Origin of the sequence: Rhodococcus aetherivorans (assembly GCF_011058165.1) — a bacterium.
In the GTDB taxonomy this organism is placed as follows: Bacteria; Actinomycetota; Actinomycetes; order Mycobacteriales; family Mycobacteriaceae; genus Rhodococcus; species Rhodococcus aetherivorans.
Genome location: NZ_JAALEG010000016.1, coordinates 22,635 through 44,366, shown reverse-complemented (window position 1 = coordinate 44,366; position 21,732 = coordinate 22,635). Strand labels below are relative to the sequence as shown.

Below are 21,732 nucleotides of genomic sequence, written 5' to 3'. Positions count from 1 at the left end.
TGTCAGCATGGTCGAACCCGACACCGGAGGGAGCGTCGTGTCCACCGCCGACCTGCACCGCCTGGCGCGTCTGCGTCAGGAGCACCCAGCGTGGGCGCTGCTGCGGTCGGACAACGCGGCCGCTGTGCTGGCGCTGCTGGGCCGGCACTTCGACCGCGGGACGCGACGGCTGCCGGCCCCGGAGCTGTTCGCCCGCCTCGATGCGGACCTGCAGGAGCTGCGCGACGAGGGCTTCGAGCTGCCGCGCACCGGTCAGGCCTATTGTGCGGACTGGGTGCGCGCGGGTTACCTGCTGCGCCGCGCGAGCGCCGACGCCCGGGAGGAGACACTCGAGCCGACCGAGGCGACGTTCGCCGCACTCACGTTCGTCGCGGGCCTGACGACCGCCACCAGCTCGGTCACCGAGTCGCGGCTGACCACCCTGTCGAGCCAGCTCCAGGCGCTGGCGCGGGACTCGGACCCACGCAGCGAGAGCCGCCTGGCGGCGTTGCGGGCCGAGCGCGACGAGCTGGACCGGCAGATCGCCGCCGTCGAGTCCGGGGATTTTCCCGTGCTGGACGGGAACCGCGCGGTGGAACGGTCCGCGGAGATCCTGGCGCTGGCCGGGGAGATCCCGGGTGACTTCGCGCGGGTGCGCGCCGAGTTGGAGGCGCTCAACCGGGAACTGCGGGCCCGGATCCTCGACGACGAGGGCGACCGCGGCGACACTCTCGGCGAGGTGTTCCGCGGGGTCGATCTGATCGGCAGCTCCGACGCCGGCCGCAGCTTCGCCGGCTTCTACGACATGATCATCGATCCGGAGCGGTCGTCGCAGCTCGACGACTGGATCGAGGCAGTGCTGCAACGCCCGTTCGCGCAGCAGCTCACCACCGAGCAACGCAACCGGTTCCGCACCCTGCTCACCGAGATGGAGGACGCGGGCGGCGAGGTCCACGTGACGATGACGTCGCTGTCGCGTTCGCTGCGACACTTCGTGCAGTCCCGCCACTACGAGGAGCACCGGCGCCTGCAGCGGCTGTTGCGCTCGGCCCAGCAGCAGGCCCTGCAGGTGGCGCAGCGCCGCAAACCATACGACCTGCTGGACCTCGAACTGGTGCGGGTAGGCATGGGCATCGACTCGGTGGCGGCGCTGCGGCTGCACAACCCGGCCGACGACCTGGTGGCCGAGCCGGTGGTGACGCAACCGGTCGGCGAGGTGGATCTGGCGGAGCTGCGCCGCATCGTCCGCGAATCGGAGATCGACATGGACGAGCTGGCCGGCAACGTCGCCGCCACGCTACGTTCCCGCGGCAGCGCCACGATCGGCGACGTATTGCGCGACCATCCCGCCACGCAAGGTCTGGCCAGCGCGGTGGGTCTGCTGGTGCTCGCCGCGGAGCACGGTCACCGCGTCGACGGCACCGAGGAGATCGCGTGGACGTCCCCGTCGGGCGCGACCCGCGTCGCGACGGTGCGGCGGCACCTGTTCGACCCCACCGACACCGAGTTCACCGCCCGCATCACCGAGGACGCGTCATGACCGAATCGACCACACGCACCGGGCTGTATCCGGGCGACACCGGCGAACTCGACCTCGACACCCGCCGCGCGCTGGTGCAGCTGCTCAAGGGACCGCTCGTCACCGCCGACAAGCACCCGGAGGTGTGGCGGACGGTGATCCGCGACGAGCGGGTGCTGCGGTCCCGGCTCGCGGACGTGTTTCTCGATCTCGTCGTCGACGAGGACGATCAGCTCGCGTTCACCCGCCCCGCCGACACGGGCGACCACAAGGCCCCGACGGTGCTGCGCACCGAGCGGCTCACGTTCATGGACACCGTGATGCTGCTGGCGTTGCGGCACCGGCTGCTGCGCGCCCAGCCGGGCGAGCGGGTGATCGTCGACTTCGACGAGGTGGCCGGGCAGCTGGAGATGTACCGCGCGGCGACGAGCACCGATCCGGCCGGCTTCCGCAAACGGGTCAACGCGTCGTGGGAGAAGCTGAAGAAGTACACGCTGCTGGCGGCGACGTCCACGGAAGGCCGGATGGAGGTCTCCCCGGTGTTGCGGCAGTTGTTCGACGCCGATCAGGTCGCCGCCGTCGAGGCCGAGTTCCGGCGCATCGTCGAGGAGGACGCGCCGTGAGCGCCGCCCCCATCCACCCCGGCCAGTTCCGGCTTGCGCGGGTGCAGGTGGTCAACTGGGGCACCCTGCACGGGCATCACGACATTCCCGTGGCCCGCAAGGGTTTTCTCATCACGGGCGCGTCCGGCTCGGGCAAGTCGACGCTCATCGATGCGATCTCGACGGTGCTCATGCCGGGCGGCAGCGTGCGGTTCAACGCGGCCGCGCAGGAGTCGGCGGCCGGGTCGGGCCGCAACTTCGTCAGCTACATCCGTGGCGCGTGGCGGCGCGAGGCCGACGCCGACACCGACGCGCTCACCGCCTCGTATCTGCGCACCGGCGCCACGTGGAGCGCGGTCGCACTGACGTACAACGCCGCCGACGGCACGGCCCCGGTGACCCTGGTCAAGCTCATGCACCTGCGCCGGGGCGCCAACGCCAACAACGAGATCTCGCACCTGCACCTGCTCCTCGACACCGACGTGGAGCTGACCGACCTCGAACCGTTCGTCACGCGGGGAATCGACACCCGGGGCATCCGCAAGCGCTGGCCTGATGCGGTCGTGAACCCCAGCTACGCGCCGTTCGCCCGCGCGTTCCGGTCCAAGCTCGGCATCTCGTCGGAGGCCGCGCAGCGGCTGCTGCACCGCACGCTGTCCGCGAAGAGCCTGAACAGCCTCGACCAGCTGTTGCGCGACTACATGCTCGACGAGCCGCCGACGTTCGCGATGGCCGAGCGGGCCACCACGCAGTTCCGCGAGCTGCGCGAGGCGCATCGCGTCGTCGTCGACGCCCGTCGTCAGGTCGAGACGCTCGAGCCGCTCGTCGCGCTGGCCGACACCCGTCGCAGCGGCCTGCAGTCACAGCGCGACCTGCAGGACGAGACCGACCACCTCGACGCGGTGCACACCCGGATGACGGTGGACCTGCTCAGCGACAGGCTCGACGAGACACGAGCGCAAACGGGTCTGCTGCAGGCCGCCGCGGACAAGACCGCCGACGAGGCCGACCGCGCCGGCGAACGCACCCTCGATCTGCGAGTGCGCGCCGAGAGCGCCGGCGACGGCCGGCTCGCGACCCTCCGCGTGCACAAGGAGACCGCCGAGACCGCACTCGAACGAATCACCCAGCAACGCAAACGGTTCGACATTGCCCTCGCGCACTGGGAGGCGGAGACACCGGCCACCGCGGACGACTTCGCGCATCTACAGGCCCAGCTCGAGAGGGAACTACGCGAGCTCGACGCGACCGCCGACACGCGCAGGGCCGAACTGTACGAGGTGGCCGGTGCGCTCGCCGAACGCCGGAAGACGATCCGCGAACTGATCGCCGACCGGGAGGTCCTGGCCCGGCGCCGCTCGAACCTCGATCCCGACCTGCTGCGCGCCCGGGAACTGGTGTGCTCGGCGGCCGGACTCGGTGAGGACGCCCTGCACTTCGCGGGCGAGCTGATCGCGGTGCGCGCCGAGCACGCCGAGTGGACGGGTCCGATCGAGCGTGTCCTGGCCGGGTTCGGGCGCACCCTGCTGGTGCCCGACGAGCTGTATCCGCGGGTGGCCGCCGCCGTCGACGCACACCATCTCGGTGCCCGCCTCGTGTACCGGCGGGTCCGCACGGGCGTCGGCGCGCCGGACGCACCCACCACCGCCGACGGCTCGCTCGTCCGCAAGCTCGAGGTGCGTCCCGGCCCGCTCGCCGCGTGGCTGCAGCACCACCTGGCGGACCGCTTCGACTACACGTGCGTCGACACCGCCGACGACCTGCGCCGCGTCCCGCGGGGCGTGACCCGGGCCGGTCAGGTCAAGCACGGTGGCGACCGGCACGAGAAGGACGACCGGCGGCGCATCGACGACCGCAGCCGCTGGGTCCTCGGCTTCGACAACGAGGCCAAGCTCGCCGACCTGCGCCGGCGCATCGGCGACGCCGAGACCGACGTCGACGCGCTGCAACGGCGGCAGGAGGCGCTCGAACGCGCCGAGTCCGCGATCCAGCAGCGCCGGCAGGCCGCCGCGGTGATCCGCGAGTCCGCGTGGTCCGACGTCGACGTCGCGGCGGCGGAAAACGCGGTGGACGCGATCGAGGAACGGCTGCGCGAGTGGATGCAGGGCAACACCGAATACGCCACGCTCACCGCGGATCTGGCTCGCGCCGAGAGCGAGGAACGCGCCGCCCGGCAGGCGCACACCGCGGCGCTGGCCAAGCTCGAACAGCACCGGGACGAGCTGACCCGGGTGCAGGCGCGGCTCGACGAGGCGCAGGCCCACGCCGGCACGGCGGTGCCCGACCCGATCGCCGCGCGCATCCGCACCCGGTTCGCCGCGGCGGTCCGCCGCGTCACCGTCGACAACATCGACCGGGCCCTGAGCACGGTGGGTCGCGCGATCAACGAGGAGATGCGGTCCGCGCAGCACGACACCGCGGACGCCGAGCGCCGCATCACCGCCATCCTCACCGGCTACCTCGCCGAGTGGGAGGCGCGGCGCGCCGAGATGCGCTCCGAGGCCGAGTACGTCGACGATGCGCTCGCGGTGCTCGCCCGGCTGCGCAGCGACGGCCTGCCCGCCTACGAGGACGAGTTCTTCCGGCTGCTGCGCGAGCAGTCGCACCGCAACATCGGGGAGCTGGCGCGCGCGATCCGTAAGGCTCCGGGCGAGATCCGCTCGCGCATCGAGCCGGTGAACGAATCGCTGCGCCGCTCGCCGTTCGACACCGACCGGATCCTGCGCATCGACGTCAAGGACCGGCGCTCCCCCGCCGCGTCGGAGTTCCTGGCGGAGCTGCTGCAGATCACGAGCGGCGCGTGGAAGGAGGAGGACCGGGCCGCGGCGGAGCGGCGGTTCGAACAGATGGCGGCGGTGCTCGAACGGCTCGACTCCGGCGAGCCCGCCGACCTGCGGTGGAAGCGCCTCGTGCTCGACACCCGCCTGCACGTCGGATTCATCGGGGTGGAGGTCGACCCGGAGGGCAACGACGCCAACTATCACGACTCGAGCTCCGGCCTGTCGGGTGGACAGGCGCAGAAGCTGGTGTTCTTCTGCCTCGCGGCGGCGCTGCGCTATCAGCTGGCCGCCGCCGGGGAGGAGCTGCCGCGCTACGGCACGGTGATCCTCGACGAGGCGTTCGATCGCGCCGACCCCGCGTACACGCGACGGGCGCTGGACGTGTTCACCCAGTTCGGGTTCCACATGGTGCTCGCCACCCCGCTCAAGCTGCTGCAGACCCTCGACGACTACATCGACGGCGTGGCCGCGGTGAGCATCCGCGACAAGCGCTACTCGCAGATCGCACTGTTGCCGATCCGCGGGGACGGCACGTGAGCGCACTGTGCGTGCCGCCGTCCGCGGTCGCCGGCAAGGCCCAGGTTGCCTACCGCAGCCGCCGCACCCGATGGATCACCGATCCCACTGCGGCCGAATCGGATTCGCTGTCGATCGGGCTGCATCCGCCGTCCGAGCGGCGGGTCGCGCAGGATCCCGACGCCGTCGTCGCGTGGGTGCGTGCCTGGCACCGCTACCCGGGTGCCGGGCGGGTCGAGTGGGAGACGCGGCGCTGGCCGAGCTTCGGCACGCAGGAAGTGCCGATGCGCCTGCTGCTTTCGGGCGCGACCGAGATCGCCGCCGCGGCCGCACGAGCACCCGAGTGGCGCACCCTCACCGAACGGCAGGCGCGGCTGCTCGACGGACTCGGCCCCGGCACCGCGACGCTCGCGACAGCGATCGCCGCGACGCATGCCCGCTGGCTGGAGCTGGACGAGCCGGACTTCGCGCGGCTCGTCGCAGCGGTGCGCTGGCTGGCCGAGCATCCGTCGTCGGGGCTGTTCGTCCGCCAGCTGCCGGTGCCCGGCGTCGACACCAAATGGGTGTCGCGGCACCGCGGCCTGGTCGAGACGCTGCTCGACGGCGTGCGGGGCGATCGTGACCTGGGGGTGCGGTCGCTGCCGCGGATGTGCGAGGTGGCCGTGTGCGACCGGGCGCTGCTGGCGGGGGCGCCCCGGATCTTCGCGACGTCGCTCGACGAGCTGGCGGCACTGCCGGTGAAGCCGGCCCGCACCCTGATCCTGGAGAACAAGGAGGGCCTGCACGCGCTGCCGGAGCTGCCGGCGACGGTGGCGGTGCACGGCGGCGGCTACGCGGTGCACGAGCTGGCGGACGTGCCGTGGCTCGCCGCCTCCGACGTCGTGTACTGGGGTGACCTGGACACGCACGGTTTCGCGATCCTCGACCGGCTCCGCGGCCGCCTCCCGCACATGCGCAGCCTGCTCATGGACCGCGGCACCGTCGAGCTGTGGCGCGACCTCGCCGTGCCCGAGACGTCACCCGCCCCGCACACGCCCGCACACCTGACCGGACCGGAACGCGACGCGCTCGCGGTGGTGCGCACCGAGGGTCTGCGGCTCGAACAGGAGCGGATCCCGTGGCCGTACGTCGTCGCCCATCTCGAGGCGCTGTAGACGCGGGCGTCGAGCCTGCCGCCCCGCCCGGGCCGCCGGTTCCGGGGTCGTCTTCCCGCCTGCGCCTTCACGATGTGCCTGAAGTTGCAATAGTGAACTAGAATCAAACTTCTCGTTCCCGGGATCTTTCGCGGGAAATCCCTTCACAGGAAAGGAGCACTCCGACGCACACGCCGGCCCCCCACACCGTTCATCTCGTCTCCCTGCCCCACAGCGTCGGGGAGGCTCCCCCGCTCGCGTCCGAGCGGCCCCGGCTGCACGGTCACCCGGACATTGTGTGGTTCCGGGATCGCTATGCGATTCCCATCTCGACGACCACGCCGCACGAGGCGATGCTCGAGGATCTGCACTTCGTGCGCCGGGTCCTCAAGGACGCCGGCATCGACTATCTGCTGGTCCGCGGCGACGGCGCGCGCCCGGTGCTGGCGGTGGACTGGGCCGACCGCAAGGAACTGCGCGCCGTACTGGTCGCCGCGTGCACCGACGAACCGTTCTACTCCAAGACGGTCGGCGCCAAGCGGCGCCGACCGGTGCTCGTCGCCGACGGCCGGCTTTCCCACAGTTCCAAGGACCGGGTGTTCCGACTGTTCCGGCCGCGAGTCGAGCTGACCAGCGGGCTGCGGTACGGGGCGTCGAACGGGGTGCAGATCGAGCTGTGGTCGCACACCGACGACGAAATCCTCCTGCCGAAGGAGAACGCTCTGACCCGGCGCAGCGTGCCGCGGGAGGAGATCACCCGCACCACCGTGGAGCGCTACGGGCAGACGTGGCCGACGATCGAGGGGATGTTCGCGACCCATCCGTCGGACGTCCCGTTCGAGATCGACCTGGTGTTCTCGTGGGTGGACGGCTCGTCGAAGGAGTGGCAGGCCGAACGCGCCAAGCGCATGCAGAACTACGTGGTGGGCGAGGGCGACGACTCCCCCGCGCGCTTCCGGCAGATCAACGAGCTGAAGTACGCGCTGCGCTCCGTACACATGTATGCGCCGTGGATCCGGCGGATCTTCGTCGCAACCGACTCGGAGCGACCGGACTGGCTGGCCGACGACGGCCGGGTCACGTTCGTGCGCAGCGAGGAGTTCTTCGCCGACCCGTCGGTGCTGCCCACCCACAATTCGCAGGCCGTCGAGTGCCAGCTGCATCACATCCCGGGTCTGTCCGAGCACTTCCTGTACTCGAACGACGACATGTTCTTCGGCCGCGCGGTGAATCCGCAGATGTTCTTCTCCGCCGGCGGGGTCACGAAGTTCATCGAGGCGGACACCCGGATCGGGTTGGGCCGGAACCACAAGAAGCGCAGCGGTTTCGAGAACGCGGCACGCGTGAATCGCCGGCTGCTCGAGGACCGGTTCGGGGTGACGATCACCCGGCACCTCGAACACACGCCGGTGCCCCTGCGCAAGAGCATCATGGTGGAGATGGAGCGGGAGTTCGCGGAGGAGTTCGCCGCGACGGCGGCGAGCACGTTCCGGGCCGCGGAGAACATCTCGGTGACGAACTCGTTCTACCACTACTACGCGCTGATGACCGGCCGGGCGGTGCAGCAGACGACGGCCCGCATGCGGTACGTCGACACGACGATGAATTCGGGTCTGCGCGAGCTGGACACGCTGCTGGCGACGCGGAAGATGGACTTCTTCTGCCTCAACGACGGCAGCGTGCCCGAGGTCGACCTCGAGCTGCGGACGGCCAAGGTCACGCAGTTCCTGGAGCGGTACTACCCGATCCCGGCGCCGTGGGAGACGGACCACCCGAGGCGGGCGTGACCTGCGCTCTCGGACGCACCGGGCCGCCCCGCTTATCCGCGGGGCGGCCCGGCCGGGTGAACGCGAACTCGGGGACGACGCCGGGCCGGCGTCGACGCTCACCGCCCGTTCGGTGACGAGGCGAGGGCGGGAAACACCCAGCGTCCGTCGAGGACCTCCGCACGCGGGCGATACAGGCGAACGAGATAGTTCCACCCCTCCGTGACGGGAAGGTGATTGGCGCGGTCCGCATCGTCGCCCCCACCGAAACGGACGGTGATCGAGCCGTCGGCGTTGGGAACGCCTGTGAGGTTGTTGATGCTGTAGGCGTGGCGCTCGTTCGGTTCGAAGAAGCCCTCGGCGTTGTAGACCGAGACGGACCAGAAGCCGTCGACGGGCACATCGCCGACGGTCAACTCGTACTCTCCGACCGGCAGTCCCGGATCGACGCCGATGTACACGGCCTCCTCGGTCGGAAGGCCGCCCCAGCCGGCGGCGGTACCGATCAGGTGCCGGACCGGGTCGACGGTGTTCCGGGCACCGAACATCCGATCGAAGCCGGTCAGTCCTCGTGCCAGCGCCAGCAGCGCCTCCCGCGTCGCGTCGAGGCTCGCACGGTCGTAGTCGGGCGCCGCGAACGGCGTCGACGAGCCGACTTCGAGACGGAACCGGTCCTGGAGCGAGGCCACGGTGCGGACGTCGTCCGGATCGGAGGGATCGACGAGGATCCGCACCGCGACGGCGACGTACGGTGTCGGGAACTCGTCGGCCGTGAACCTGTGCTCTCCCGGGTCGTGGAGGATCCGATCGACATGGTGGTCCTGGTCGACCACCATCACGGACATGTACCGCCGACCGCCGTCGGGGATGGTGAGCGTCGCTCCCTCCGAGGTGTCGACGATCGCGAGGCTGTACAGGGTGTCGCGGTTCATCCGGATCACCGTCTGCTGCTCGACCGAGGCGGGCTCCCGGTTGTGCCGGAGCACATTGATGCCCCCGGCGTCCCGCTGAAGGTCGAGAAACATCCGATCCGTCTCCGCGCGAACGAAGTTGTCCACATTCACCGGAATCGATGTCATGCGCGGCAGCCTAGACGACGAACACCCCACGCGCTGTCCGATTCGTCCGCCTCCGCGACGGTCCGGTGTTCCCTGCCGGAACTGCCGGGCCGGCCGCCGAGCACGGTGCGGCACCGTCTCATTCCGGCTCCGACATCCGCGCGCGGCGCGCGAGGGTGGCGGCGACGCCGGCTGCGGCCGCGCGCACCGACGTGGCGTGCCGCTCGGGATGGAAGCGGGCCACGGGACCGGTGACGCTGAGGGCCGCGATCGGCCGGTCGTCCGGGTCGAGTACCGGCGCCGCGACGCAGGTGATGCCCATCGCGGATTCCTCGCGTTCGTACGCGACCCCCTCGTCGACGATGCGTTCGAGCTGTGCGCGCAGCAGTCCGGGCCCGGACAGCGTCTTCGGGGTGCGCCGTTCGAGTGGCTCGGCGAGCACCCTCTCGAGGATCTCCGGATCGGAGTATGCGAGGAGGGCCTTTCCGATGGCCGTGCAGTGCAGCGGCATTCGGCCGCCGAGACGGGACGGGGAGCGGGCCTGCCGGTGTCCCCCGATCTTGGAGATGTAGACCACTTCGGTGCCCTCGAGGATGCCGAGGTGCACCGTCTCGTGCGTCCGCTCGTACAGGTCCTCCATGAACGGGGTTGCGACCTCGATCAGGCTGCGTTCGGTGGACGCCCGCATTCCGAGTTCGAACAGTTGCCCGCTCAGCCGGTAGCCGGCCTGGGTGCGGTCGAGAAGGCGCACCTTGACGAGGTCGGAGACCAGCCGGTGCAGGGTGCCCTTGGGGATGCCGGTGCGCCGGCCGAGTTCCGCGAGGCTGAGCCCGTGGTCGTCGACGGTGAACGCATACAGCACGGTGACGACCTTGCCGAGCACGGTGTTCGGGTCGATCTGCACGTCGCTGGGAGTGTGCACCGCATTCACCCTTTCGTCCGGTGACCTGGCGATTCGGGTCACCCACCACTGTACGTTCCACTGAGTCGAACATTGTCCTGGCCGGATGCCGGCTCGCCCGGCGACAGTGGGCAGACCAATTCCCTTCGACCTTCCGGGACCGCCATGACCCCCTCCCCAGGAACCGACCGCATGCCGGCTCCGCCCTCCGCCGGCGGCGCCGCGACGGACGATCCGGCTGTACACGCGGCCTTCGTCCGGATCGACCACGCGGTGCGCACCCACTCACCGTGCCCGCCGGTGCGTGACCTCATCGGCAGCTCCGATATCGAGCGCGCCTACGCGGTCCAGACGAAACTGAACGCGGCACGCACGGCCGCCGGCGCTCGTGTGGTCGGTCGCAAGATCGGGCTCACGTCACCGGCGGTCCAGCGGCAACTCGGCGTGGACCGGCCCGACTTCGGTGTTCTGTTCGACGACATGCAGTACACCGAGGACGAACCCGTGCCCTTCCACCGCCTGCTGCAACCGAAGGTCGAGGCGGAGATCGCCTTCGTGCTCGGGCAGGACCTCGCCGACGGCCCGCTCGACGCCCGGCGCATCCGCGACAGCGTCGACTACGCCGTCGCCGCCCTCGAGATCGTCGACAGCCGGATCGCAGGGTGGGACATCACCTTCGGGGACACGGTCGCCGACAATGCCTCGTCCGGGCTGTTCGTCCTCGGCACCCGGCGCCGCGGGCTCGACGAGTTCGAACCGGTCGACACCGAGATGGCGATGCGTGTCGACGGCGCGGCGGTGTCCACCGGGAACGGCGCGGCCTGCCTGGGCGACCCGCTGCGGGCCCTGGCGTGGCTCGCCGACACCGCCCGCCGGTTCGGTGAACCGCTCCGCGCCGGGCAGATCGTCCTGTCCGGGGCCCTCGGGCCGATGGCGCCCGTCCACCCCGGCTCCACCGTCACCGCGGACATCACCGGACTCGGTTCGGTGACCGCGACCTTCACCGAGGAGGACCACACATGAGCACCCGCAGAACACAGGTGGCCGTCATCGGCTCCGGCAACATCGGCACCGACCTGATGATCAAGGTGATCCGGAACTCGACCAATCTCGAGATGGGCGCCATGGTCGGCATCGATCCCGACTCGGACGGCCTGGCCCGCGCCCGCCGGCTGGGTGTCCCCACCACCGCCGACGGCGTGGCGGGCCTGATCGGCCTGCCGAACTTCGACGAGATCGGCTTCGTGTTCGACGCGACGTCGGCACAGGCGCACCGGGCCAACGCCCGGGCGCTCGAACCCTACGGCAAGCGGCTGATCGACCTCACGCCCGCAGCGATCGGCCCCTTCGTCGTTCCGGCCGTCAACCTCGACGCACACCGGCACGCCCCGAACGTCAACATGGTCACCTGCGGTGGGCAGGCAACCATCCCCGTCGTGGCGGCGGTCTCGCGCGTCACGCCCGTCGCCTACGCCGAGATCGTCGCGTCCATCGCGTCGAAGTCCGCCGGACCCGGCACCCGCGCGAACATCGACGAGTTCACCGAGACGACGGCGCACGCGATCGAGTCGGTCGGCGGCGCGGCCCGGGGCAAGGCGGTGATCGTCCTGAACCCTGCCGAGCCGCCGCTGATCATGCGGGACACCGTGTTCTGCCTGATCTCCGAGCCGAGCGCAGTCGTGCACGACGCCGTCCGGGAGTCGATCGAGCGGATGGTCGCCGACGTCGCCGCCTACGTGCCGGGCTACCGGCTCAAGCAGCGGGTGCAGATCACCCCGGTTCCGGAGGGGCAACCGGTGCATACCCTGCTCGCCGACGGCGCCCCGGCCACACCCACCCACCAGGTGTCGGTATTCCTCGAGGTCGAGGGTGCCGCGCATTATCTGCCCGCGTACGCGGGCAACCTCGACATCATGACCTCGGCCGCCCTGCGGTTCGCGGAGGCCGCCGCCGAGACGGACACCGCACGCGCGGCAGAACTGGAGACCACCCGATGACGACCGAACTGTTCATCCAGGACGTCACGCTCCGGGACGGGATGCACGCCGTTCGGCACCGCATCACCCCGGACGACGTGGGCCGTATCGTGGCCGCGCTGGACGCGGCCGGTGTCGACGCCATCGAGGTCGCCCACGGCGACGGACTGGCCGGGGGCAGCCTCAACTACGGACCGGGCAGCCACACCGACTGGGAGTGGATCGAGGCCGCGGCCGCGAACGTGTCCCGGGCGCGCCTCACCACGCTGCTCCTGCCCGGGATCGGCACGATCCGCGAACTCGAGCACGCCTACCGGCTCGGGGTCCGCTCGGTGCGCGTGGCCACGCACTGCACCGAGGCGGACGTCTCGGCCCAGCACATCGCCACGGCCCGCGAGCTGGGCATGGACGTCTCCGGATTCCTCATGATGAGCCACATGGCACCGCCCGCCGAGCTGGCGCGACAGGCGAAGTTGATGGAGTCCTACGGCGCGCACTGCGTCTACGTGACCGACTCCGGCGGTCGGCTGACCATGGACGGGGTACGCGAACGGGTTCGGGCCTACCGGAACGTGCTCGACCCGGGCACCGAGATCGGTATCCACGCCCACGAGAATCTGTCGTTGTCGGTGGCGAACTCCGTGGTCGCCGTCGAGGAAGGGGTGACTCGCGTCGATGCCTCCCTGGCCGGCCACGGCGGCGGGGCCGGCAACTGCCCGCTCGAGGCGTTCGTCGCCGTCGCCGACCTGCAGGGCTGGACCCACGGCAGCGACCTGTTCGCGCTGCAGGACGCCGCCGACGACCTGGTCCGGCCGCTTCAGGATCGGCCGGTCCGGGTGGACCGCGAGACCCTCACCCTCGGCTACGCCGGCGTGTACTCCTCGTTCCTCCGCCACGCGGAGGCAGCGTCCGAGCGTTACGGCATCGACGTGCGCACCCTCCTGCTCGAGGTCGGGCGACGCGCGCTCGTCGGCGGGCAGGAGGACATGATCGTCGACATCGCCCTCGACCTGCTGGGCGAACGTGCGGCGCGAGCCTAGACGCGGACGGTGACGTCCGGGTTCTCGGGGATGCGGATTCCGGCCTCGGCGAGACGCTGGGCCGCGTCCTCCGCGGTGGACGGCCGGCCGGTGGTGATGTAGCTGCCGGTCGGCACCACGGAGTGGACGATGGTGTCCGGGTAGACGTGCACGAGGTTGAAGCCCTGGGCACCGTCGTGGCCGCGCTGGCACCCGGCCGGAACGTTGAGGTCCTGGGTGTAGCACGTCGAGGAGGCCACGGAGACGGGGATGTCGGCGAAGGTCGCGGTCGTGGTGTAGTGCAGGTGCCCGGCGAGGATGGTGCGCACGTCGGTGCCGCGCAGCACCTCGGCGAGGCAGGCCTGGTCGCGCAGCTCGACGAGCACGGCCTGGTCGAACACGCTGGGCACCGGCGGGTGGTGCATGGCGAGGATGGTGCCGAAGCGCGCCGACGTCTCGAGTTCCTGCGCCAGCCAGTTCAGCTGCTCCTGCGAGATCTCGCCGTGGTGGAACCCGGGCACCGAGGTGTCGAGGGTGATGATGCGCAGGCCGTTGACGTCGTATACGCGGTCGATCGGGCCGGTGGACGGCGCCTGATCCAGCAGCAGTTCGCGGAAGGTGGCGCGGTCGTCGTGGTTGCCCATGGCCCACACGATCTGCGCGCCGAGTGCCTGCGCGACGGGCTCGACGAGGCCGCGCAGCTTCGAGTAGGCGTCGGGCTGGCCGCGGTCGGCGAGGTCGCCGGTGAACACGAGCGCGTCCGGCTGTACCTGGGACGCGCGGATATCGGCGAGAATCTGCCGCACCCGGGCGTCGGCGTCGACCGTCCCGTAGAGCAGTTCGTCTCCGCCGACCAGGTGGGTGTCGGTGATGTGCAGCAGGGTGTGCGAGGGCCTCGGGTATTCGGCTATTCGCTCGGCCCCACGAGGGCTGCCCATGATCTCTCACTTCCGTTCGCCGACGTGCTCAGGGGCACACGTCGAGTATGACCATAGTCGAACGGGTTCGGGTTGCCCTTGGGCACCCCGGAGTCGACGCGACGGCGAACAGGGCGGAAACCTCGGGTGCCGTCAGGCGAGGTGCGCCCCCAACGGCGTGGATTCCGGCTGGTCGAGGCGCCAGAACATGCCGCCGTCGCACGATTCGACGTCACCGCTGAGGTAGCTGGCGACGGCGACGGCGGCGGTGGTCGGATCGGGAAACCGCCGGCCCTCCATCGGACCGGCCGTGATCTCGAGGACGCCGGTGGCGGGGTCGAACCGCCCCTTGACCCGGTAGCCGTCCCAGTCGGCGAGCACCGGCAGCCGCGGGTCCTCGGCGACCTCGGGTTCGGCCGCCCCGCGTGCCTTGCCCGAGGCGCTCGCCTTGCGCGCGCGGTTGCGGGCGAGCCGCTCCTGCTCGGCCTCGGCCGCGTCGTCGTCGGTGTAGCGGGTGGTGTCCTTGGCCGGCGTCAGGCCGAGCAGGTCCCAGCGGTCCTTGCCGTGGGCGACGCTGCTGAGCGGGATGGCGTGGCTTCCGGTGCGGGTCCGGCCGCGCGCATCGGCCATCCAGATGTCGACCTCGGCGGCGATCCCCGCCGCGACCTCGTCGGACGGAAGCACGAAGTACGTCACCGGGGTGCTCCCCAGGTCCACGAAGACCCAGAACTGCGAGCCCGTGTCGTCGGCGTCCGGCAGGGCGTCCTGCCGTCGCGCCTGCCAGTCCCCGTCGATCTTGGCGCGGACGCGCACGATGCAGCTGTCCCCGTCGACGCCCCACACCTGGACCGGGTTGCGCGGCAGGTGCTCGAGCCGCTCGGCGCGGCCCCCGCGCTGGATGACCTCGGAAATGAAGGCTTGGATGCCTCGACCGGCCGTATCTTGCACTCGACTGCGTCCATTTCTGTGCTGCGCCCCGTACACATCGGTGAGCTGTGTTGCGACGGGTCCAACGCGGCACGACTCGAGTTTCTGTACTCCAGAGTACGGGCAGGGGTTCGGCGGTGGCCGGACGAGTCGGCCTTCGGTGGGTCGGACCGGGTGCCGCGACGATGTCCGCCCCGCGCCGACGAGGGGTAATTTTGCTGCCATGAGCACGTCCTGGCAGGACCCGAAGGCTGTGAACCTGATGCTCGACGACTGCGACACCTGGGCGGTGGTCGGGCTGTCCGGCAATCCCGGCCGGACCGCGTATCGGATCGCGCGCCTGTTGCAGGAGCGCGGCAAGCGGATCGTCCCCATTCATCCGAACGCGCCGACGGTGCTCGGCGAGCAGGGCTACGCGTCCCTCGCCGACGTCCCGTTCCCCGTCGAGGTGGTCGACGTGTTCCGCCGGTCGGAGTCGGCGGGCGAGTTCGCCGACCAGGCCGTCGCGATCGGCGCGAAGGGCGTGTGGTTCCAGCTCGGCGTGATCGACGAGGACGCGTTCCGGCGCACCACCGAGCAGGGCGTGGCGATGGTGATGGACGCGTGCCCGGCGATCGAGTGGGGCAGGCGGCGCGGCTGAGCCCGCTGCTGCGCCGCGGCGTCGCCCTCGCTGACCGGCCGACCCGCCGGCGACGGCCGGCCGCCGTGCCGATCGAGCGGAGGGATCAGGACGCCAGGATCCGGGCCTTCTCGGCCTCGAACTCGGCCTCGGTGAGCACGCCTTGTGTTTTCAGCTCGGCGAGGTCCTTCAATGCGGCGATCCGGTCCGTCCCTCCCGGCGCCGCCGGGGCGGCCGGCGTCGGGGCAGGTTCGGGCGGGTACTGCGCATCGCGGTCGTATGGAGCCTGCTCCTGCGCCGCCCAGCGCCGGCCCTGCCGCCGGGACACCCGGTTGGACACGGCGGTGGCGGTTCCGGCCACCACGGCGGTACGGGCGACTCCGCGAAGCAGTCCGGGCATGGTGCACTCCTCGGGTACTCGAATGGCATGTCGATTCGAATTACTTTGCTCTACTTCAGCTTTCAGATCCAAGGGCGTCCAGAGACGACAGGATGCTCTGCACCGGGATGCGGCCCGACGCGACGAGCTGGGCGCCGTTGCGACGCAGTGCCCGCGCGAAGGGCGCGGCCCAGGTGTTCTCGTAGACCAGGACGGCTGCCGAGCAGCCCGGCTCGAGCGCGGCTCCGGCTTCGGCGAAATCAGTGTCGTCGAGCAGACCCGAGGCGGCCTCCGCGAACAGGGTCACGTCGAACTCGCCCTCGAGCCCGACCTCGGCGATGTCGATCCCGGCGACGGAGCCGTCGGGGTCCTTGCGGACGAACGCCAGGTCCAGCACCCGGATGATGCCGCGCTCGACGAGGTCGCGCAGGAGCGGTAGCGCCGACCCGTCGGGAGGGCGATCGGCAGGAAACTCGATGACGAGATAGTCGACCGGACCCATCTCGTCGATATCGGAATCGGTCACCAGGAGCCTCGTTTCAGCGACGGAACCAGTGTTCGGCGGGCGCACCACCCACCACCTGTTCGACGATAGTCCGCGCGCGGCAACCCGCATCGGTTTTTGCACATGCGGCATCGGGACACCGACCCGCCCCCGGCGCATGCCGGTCTCGTGACCGCTTCGAAACGGGAAAAAGGCCCGAAGCCACTGCAGAGAAACAGAGCCGAAGCGCACACTGGGCGAGACCAATCCCGCCTCGGAAGGGGAGCATCATGTCTCAGAACGTGCGTGCCGATCAGGAAGGCATGTCCGTCAAACAGGGCATCGCCGCGGGGACGTCGATCGGGGCCGCGGTCATCATGGCCACGATCGGCATCCTGCAGTTCTTCCAAGGGATTGCGGCGGTGGCCGAGGACGAGGTGTTCGTCCAGGGCCAGGAGTACACCTTCAAATTCGACCTGACCACCTGGGGGTGGGTCCATATCGTCTTCGGTGTGGTGATGGTGGTCGTGGGCATCGCCCTGATCAGCGGCGCGACGTGGGCACGAGTGTCGGCAATTGTCATCGCTGCGCTGTCGATCCTCGCGAACTTCCTGTGGCTCCCGTACTACCCGTGGTGGTCGATCCTGATCATCGCGCTCGACGTGGTGGTGATCTGGGCGATCTCGACCTGGAACCCGCGAGCCGACTACTACTGACCAGGCCGAGGAGGAGATCCGGACCTTCGTTCCCCTGCTGATCGAGAAGTCGGCCTGGCGCGAAATCGGGAATGCTTCTCGCTCGTCCCGGACCGGTCGCACATAGGCGGACAGCGATGACACAACAGGGAACCGGCGCCCAGGACGATTCGGCGCCGGGCGCGCCCGACACGGCGAACACCGGTGCAGGTCTTCCCGGCTCCGGAGCTCGCGCCGCGACCGTCGAGGCCGCGGAAGGAGACGACGAGAGCCGGTCGCCCGAGACCGGGGGCCGCCGGAAGCTGCTGTACGTCACCCTTCCGGGGTGCTGGGGCGCACTGATCTTCGCGTGCCTGTCGTTCACGCCGTCGCTGCTACCACGCGGAGGCCTGCTCCAGGGCATGATCTGTGGCATCACTGCCGCGATCGGCTACGGGTTGGGGGTGTTCGCGGCGTTCGTGTGGCGCGCATTCGCCGACCGAGGCCCTCGACGTCCGCGGCGCGGCTCCTGGCTGGTCTTCCTCGTCGCCGCGGCGGTGCTGTTCGTCGGCTCCTTCGCCGTCGGTCAGTACTGGCAGCACGAGATCCGCGGGTTGATGGGGGTCACCGAGTACAACGTCGCGCTCGTGGTCCTCTCCCCCGTCGTGGCTGCAGTGATGTTCGGTCTCCTCCTGGCGGTCGGGCGCGGCGTCCGGGGCTTGTATCGCTGGCTGGCCGCTCTGCTCAACCGGTGGATCGGACATCGCGCGGCGACCGTGGTCGGGTGGCTCGCGGTCGCCTGGCTCGTCTATGCGGTCGTGTCGGGTGTGCTGCTCGGTGGCCTCGTCGGTGTCGCCAACTCGGCGTTCTCGGTGCGGGACACCATGACCCCGGAGGGCATACAGCAGCCCACGACCGGCCTGCGTTCGGGCGGACCGGGATCGGTGGTGCCGTGGGAGTCGTTGGGGTGGCAGGGGCGCAGCTTCATCGGCTCCGGCCCCTCCACGGAGGAGCTCACACAGTTCGCCCAACGCCCGGCCCTGGAGCCGATCCGGGCCTATGCCGGACTGGCGTCGGCCGACGACTCCGAATCCCGGGCGGCGTCGGCGGTCGAGGACCTCAGCCGTGCCGGAGGTTTCCAGCGGGGGAACCTGCTGGTGATCACCACCACGGGAAGCGGGTGGGTGGACCCCGCGCTGGTGGATTCGTTCGAGTATCTCACCGGTGGCGACGCGGCGACCGTGGCGCTCCAGTACTCGTACCTGCCGTCGTGGATCTCCTATCTGGTCGATCAATCCAAGGCCCGGCAAGCCGGTCGCGATCTGTTCGACGCGGTCTACGACGTGTGGTCGAAACTGCCACAGGACAACCGCCCCCGGCTGTTCGTCGCCGGAGAGAGCCTCGGCTCGTTCGGCGGCGAGACCGCCTTCAGCGGCGAATACGATCTGCGCAACCGCACCTCGGGGACGCTGTTCGTCGGCCCCCCGAACTTCAACACCCTGTTCCGGGAATTCAGCGATCGGCGTGCCCCGGGCAGCCCGGAGATCGAGCCGGTCTACCAGAACGGGCGCACGGTGCGATTCACCAACGATCCCCGGACGGAGATTCCTCCCGCGGACACGCCCTGGGACGGCAGTCGGGTCCTGTACCTGATGCATCCGTCCGACCCGATCGTCTGGTGGAGCCCGAATCTGATCCTCGGCGAACCGGACTGGATCGGTCAGCCACCCGGACAGGATGTGCTCGAGGAGATGTTCTGGATGCCGTTCGTGACGTTCTGGCAGGTCACCGCGGACCTGCCGTTCTCCACCGGTGTCCCGGGCGGCCACGGCCACAAATACACCTCCGGGTACGTCGACGGGTGGAACGCGGTCATGCAACCGACGGGGATCACCCCCGAGCAACTCACCACCCTCCGGACGATCATCGAAGCCGGCGAGTAGGACAGGAGGGGCGCTCCGGTGGCGCCTCCCCCAGGTAAGCATCCGGCGGACTTCCACTTGATGGAGCTGGTGCTCGGTCGATCCCGCGGAGCCGGATTGGACGTGGCGTTCCGGATGGCTGGGCCATGAGACCAGCCTCCGCTTTCCCGAACCGGCAACTGCATCGGTGTGGTCCAATGAGGTGGTGTGTAGATGGAGGGCCTACTCCGGCGATCCGCTCCTCGGAGCGAAGCCCAACGCGCAGTTCCCGAACCACTTTGCGATGTGCCGCGCGCATGGAACAACACGTCCGAAGCATCGGCCGCTCCGATCGGTCTGAGCTTCGTCGGGAAGGAGTCTGCTGCTCGACACGCCGCGGCATCCGGAAACAGCGCTGCGGACCCATCCGACCATCTCGAGGAGACGGCGTGTACACGTACAGGGTGATCGAAGTTCGCGAAAAGATGCTCGGCGGCAAGATGTCCGGAGACAAACTCGAGCGGCTCCTCAACGAACAGGCCCGCCAGGGATGGCGACTGAAGGCGATCACCTCGGCAGACATCAAGGGACGGCTCGGCCCCGGTGGTGTCGAAGGGCTGCTCGTAACGTTCGAGCGCGAAGACTGAGGGGACGTGCCGTGGCGCGTCACCACCGCTGAATCGCACAAACGGGTGCCACGCGGTCGATACGTGAAACCCGGCCGACAGGATGGGAAAACGCGATGCGTATCGAGGACTACGGACTGATCGGAGATCTGCAGAGCGCCGCACTCGTCAGCCGTGACGGCGCCGTCGACTGGCTGTGCCTGCCCCGCTTCGATTCTCCGTCGTGCTTCGCCGCTCTGATCGGCGACGATCGGCACGGACGCTGGAGTCTTCGTCCGGCCGGTGAGATCGCGGACGTCACGCGCCGATACCGTGCCGGAACGCTCATACTCGAAACCGACGTCGAAACCACGGACGGGGCGGTCCGGATCATCGACTTCATGCCTCGTCGCGGTGACGGACCACCGCGGCTGATGCGGATCGTGGAGGGCTTGCGCGGTCGGGTTCCGATGCGGATGCAACTGTCGATCCGGCCGGACTACGGCACGATCACCCCGTGGGTCGAGCCCGCTGCCGATGGCGTACTCGTCATCGCCGGTCCGGACTCGTTCCGGCTGAGCACCCCGGTGCCCCTGCAACTCGGGGACGGTAATGCGACGGCGGACTTCGTCGTCACCGAGGGCGGACGCGAGCGGTTCACGCTGTGCTGGCACGACTCCTTCGGTCCCCCTCCCTCGATCGAGGACGCCGACTCGGCGCTGGCCCGCACACAGGCGTGGTGGCGCGAGTGGAGCGGCCGGCTCGCTTACGCCGGACCGTACCGGGACGAGGTGCTGACCTCCCTCATCGTGCTCAAAGCCATGACCCACGAGGCGACCGGCGCGCTGATCGCGGCCCCGACGACCTCCCTGCCGGAAGACATCGGTGGGGTGCGCAACTGGGACTACCGCTACTGCTGGATCCGTGACTCGGTGCTGGCCCTCGAATCCCTGCTGGCCGGCGGGTACACCGAAGAAGCGTTCTCGTTCCGGAATTTCCTCCAGCGGGTCGGTACGGGAGACCCCGCGAAGATCCAGATCATGTACGGTATCGGCGGCGAACGGCGACTGACGGAGTTCGAACTACCCGAGATTCCGGGATACGAGGGATCCACTCCGGTGCGCGTCGGCAACGCAGCGTCGGAACAGTTCCAACTCGACGTCTACGGTGAACTGATCGGCGTCGCCTTCCTCAGTACCGAGGCCGTGGGACGGGTCGAGCCGCATCTGTGGCCGCGCTGGCGCACCCTGATCGAGTACGTCGAGTCGATCTGGGACGAGCCCGACGACGGGATCTGGGAAACCCGCGGACCGCGGCGGCACTTCACCCAGTCGAAGGTCATGGCGTGGGTGGTGTTCGATCGCGCGGTTCGCCTGGTCGAACGGTACAACCTCGACGGACCGGCCGAACGGTGGAGGCGGCTGCGCGACCAGATCCACAACGAGGTGTGTGAGCGCGGCTTCGACCCCCGGCGCAACACCTTCACCCAGTACTACGGATCGGAGGAGCTCGACGCCAGCGTGCTGACAATTCCGCTCGTGGGGTTCCTGCCGGGCACCGACGAACGGGTGACCGGCACAATCGACGCGGTCACCCGCGAACTCGGGCGCGACGGGTTCGTCTCGCGGTATTCGACCTCCCGGACAGACGACGGTCTACCCGGCGACGAAGGGCAGTTTCTGGCGTGCTCCTTCTGGTTGGTCAGTGCGCTGGCCTTGAACGGCCGTGTCGGGCAGGCTCGCACGCTGTTCGAGCGGCTCGCCGCATTGAGCAACGATCTGGGTCTGCTCGCCGAGGAGTACGACGTCGGCCGCGATCGCCAGGTCGGCAACTTTCCTCAGGCGTTCAGCCACCTGACCCTCATCGGCGCCGCTTATGCCATCGCCGCCACCGAGGCCGAGGCCGCCGGAGGATGATCCGCCCGCCGCGCGTGCTCGTGGGGAGCCGCAGGATCAGCGGCAGTGTCGGCAGGCACCG

Annotated in this window: 19 protein-coding genes; 13 read left to right on the top strand and 6 right to left on the bottom strand. The window is 69.9% G+C overall.

Features of this window, described 5'->3' with window-relative positions:
* Nucleotides 1-7: 7 nt before the first annotated feature.
* The 5 genes from G6039_RS09420 to G6039_RS09400 all read left to right on the top strand — a co-directional run bounded on the left by G6039_RS09420 (nt 8) and on the right by G6039_RS09400 (nt 8,316).
* Entirely contained in the window at nt 8-1,519 is a 1,512-nt protein-coding gene (locus G6039_RS09420) for a DUF3375 domain-containing protein (protein WP_174824743.1), read from the top strand.
* Entirely contained in the window at nt 1,516-2,121 is a 606-nt protein-coding gene (locus G6039_RS09415; protein WP_043800098.1) for a DUF4194 domain-containing protein, read from the top strand. Before G6039_RS09420 ends, G6039_RS09415 begins: the two co-directional genes overlap by 4 nt.
* Complete coding sequence (locus G6039_RS09410; RefSeq protein ID WP_043800096.1) at nt 2,118-5,417, top strand: ATP-binding protein; 3,300 nt, start codon at nt 2,118-2,120, stop codon at nt 5,415-5,417. The genes G6039_RS09415 and G6039_RS09410 overlap by 4 nt, the downstream gene beginning before the upstream one ends.
* Nucleotides 5,414-6,550, top strand: a complete 1,137-nt coding sequence (locus G6039_RS09405; RefSeq protein WP_043800093.1) for a DUF3322 domain-containing protein — start codon at nt 5,414-5,416, stop codon at nt 6,548-6,550. Before G6039_RS09410 ends, G6039_RS09405 begins: the two co-directional genes overlap by 4 nt.
* 275 nt (nt 6,551-6,825) lie before the next feature.
* Nucleotides 6,826-8,316 (top strand): stealth family protein, encoded by a 1,491-nt coding sequence (locus G6039_RS09400; RefSeq protein WP_043800092.1) that lies wholly within the window; start codon nt 6,826-6,828, stop codon nt 8,314-8,316.
* Nucleotides 8,317-8,414: 98 nt separating this feature from the next.
* On the opposite strand, the gene G6039_RS09395 is transcribed toward G6039_RS09400, so the two are convergent.
* Both G6039_RS09395 and G6039_RS09390 read right to left on the bottom strand, forming a co-directional pair.
* Entirely contained in the window at nt 8,415-9,374 is a 960-nt protein-coding gene (locus tag G6039_RS09395; RefSeq protein WP_043800090.1) for a DUF1214 domain-containing protein, read from the bottom strand.
* Nucleotides 9,375-9,492: 118 nt separating this feature from the next.
* On the bottom strand, nt 9,493-10,284 hold the full coding sequence (locus G6039_RS09390; protein WP_006933059.1) for an IclR family transcriptional regulator: 792 nt from the start codon (nt 10,282-10,284) through the stop codon (nt 9,493-9,495).
* 162 nt (nt 10,285-10,446) lie between these two features.
* Here G6039_RS09390 and G6039_RS09385 point away from each other — a divergent pair, with 162 nt between their 5' ends.
* The 3 genes from G6039_RS09385 to dmpG are packed head-to-tail and all read left to right on the top strand — an operon-like array spanning nt 10,447 to nt 13,270.
* Complete coding sequence (locus G6039_RS09385; protein WP_043800087.1) at nt 10,447-11,277, top strand: 2-keto-4-pentenoate hydratase; 831 nt, start codon at nt 10,447-10,449, stop codon at nt 11,275-11,277.
* Nucleotides 11,274-12,251 carry an acetaldehyde dehydrogenase (acetylating) gene (locus G6039_RS09380; RefSeq protein ID WP_043800085.1) on the top strand — a complete coding sequence of 326 codons (978 nt, stop codon included), beginning with the start codon at nt 11,274-11,276 and terminating at the stop codon, nt 12,249-12,251. Before G6039_RS09385 ends, G6039_RS09380 begins: the two co-directional genes overlap by 4 nt.
* Complete coding sequence (gene dmpG, locus G6039_RS09375) at nt 12,248-13,270, top strand: 4-hydroxy-2-oxovalerate aldolase (protein WP_043800083.1); 1,023 nt, start codon at nt 12,248-12,250, stop codon at nt 13,268-13,270. The genes G6039_RS09380 and dmpG overlap by 4 nt, the downstream gene beginning before the upstream one ends.
* On the opposite strand, the gene G6039_RS09370 is transcribed toward dmpG, so the two are convergent.
* Both G6039_RS09370 and G6039_RS09365 read right to left on the bottom strand, forming a co-directional pair.
* Nucleotides 13,267-14,187, bottom strand: a complete 921-nt coding sequence (locus tag G6039_RS09370; protein ID WP_043800081.1) for a phosphodiesterase — start codon at nt 14,185-14,187, stop codon at nt 13,267-13,269. The genes dmpG and G6039_RS09370 overlap by 4 nt on opposite strands.
* 132 nt (nt 14,188-14,319) lie before the next feature.
* The gene (locus G6039_RS09365) at nt 14,320-15,114 is read right to left on the bottom strand and encodes a hypothetical protein (protein ID WP_029542674.1); all 795 of its coding nucleotides are present in this window, start codon (nt 15,112-15,114) and stop codon (nt 14,320-14,322) included.
* A gap of 202 nt (nt 15,115-15,316) precedes the next feature.
* Here G6039_RS09365 and G6039_RS09360 point away from each other — a divergent pair, with 202 nt between their 5' ends.
* A complete protein-coding gene (locus G6039_RS09360) occupies nt 15,317-15,733 on the top strand; it encodes a CoA-binding protein (RefSeq protein WP_029542672.1) in 417 nt (138 codons plus the stop codon).
* A gap of 85 nt (nt 15,734-15,818) precedes the next feature.
* Here the strand turns inward: G6039_RS09360 and G6039_RS09355 are convergent, their stop codons facing one another.
* Both G6039_RS09355 and G6039_RS09350 read right to left on the bottom strand, forming a co-directional pair.
* Nucleotides 15,819-16,112, bottom strand: coding sequence for an SHOCT domain-containing protein (locus tag G6039_RS09355; protein ID WP_029542669.1), 294 nt, complete (start codon nt 16,110-16,112; stop codon nt 15,819-15,821).
* A gap of 55 nt (nt 16,113-16,167) precedes the next feature.
* Nucleotides 16,168-16,617, bottom strand: a complete 450-nt coding sequence (locus G6039_RS09350) for a DUF6325 family protein (protein WP_029542667.1) — start codon at nt 16,615-16,617, stop codon at nt 16,168-16,170.
* 248 nt (nt 16,618-16,865) lie between these two features.
* On the opposite strand from G6039_RS09350, the gene G6039_RS09345 reads away from it, so the two are divergent.
* The 4 genes from G6039_RS09345 to G6039_RS09330 all read left to right on the top strand — a co-directional run bounded on the left by G6039_RS09345 (nt 16,866) and on the right by G6039_RS09330 (nt 21,671).
* Nucleotides 16,866-17,291, top strand: a complete 426-nt coding sequence (locus G6039_RS09345; protein WP_006933103.1) for a DUF7144 family membrane protein — start codon at nt 16,866-16,868, stop codon at nt 17,289-17,291.
* A 116-nt stretch (nt 17,292-17,407) separates the two neighbouring features.
* The gene (locus G6039_RS09340) at nt 17,408-19,192 is read left to right on the top strand and encodes an alpha/beta hydrolase (protein ID WP_231385878.1); all 1,785 of its coding nucleotides are present in this window, start codon (nt 17,408-17,410) and stop codon (nt 19,190-19,192) included.
* 407 nt (nt 19,193-19,599) lie between these two features.
* Nucleotides 19,600-19,797 (top strand): DUF4177 domain-containing protein, encoded by a 198-nt coding sequence (locus G6039_RS09335; protein WP_029542662.1) that lies wholly within the window; start codon nt 19,600-19,602, stop codon nt 19,795-19,797.
* A 95-nt stretch (nt 19,798-19,892) separates the two neighbouring features.
* Complete coding sequence (locus G6039_RS09330; protein ID WP_029542660.1) at nt 19,893-21,671, top strand: glycoside hydrolase family 15 protein; 1,779 nt, start codon at nt 19,893-19,895, stop codon at nt 21,669-21,671.
* Nucleotides 21,672-21,732: the final 61 nt, after the last annotated feature.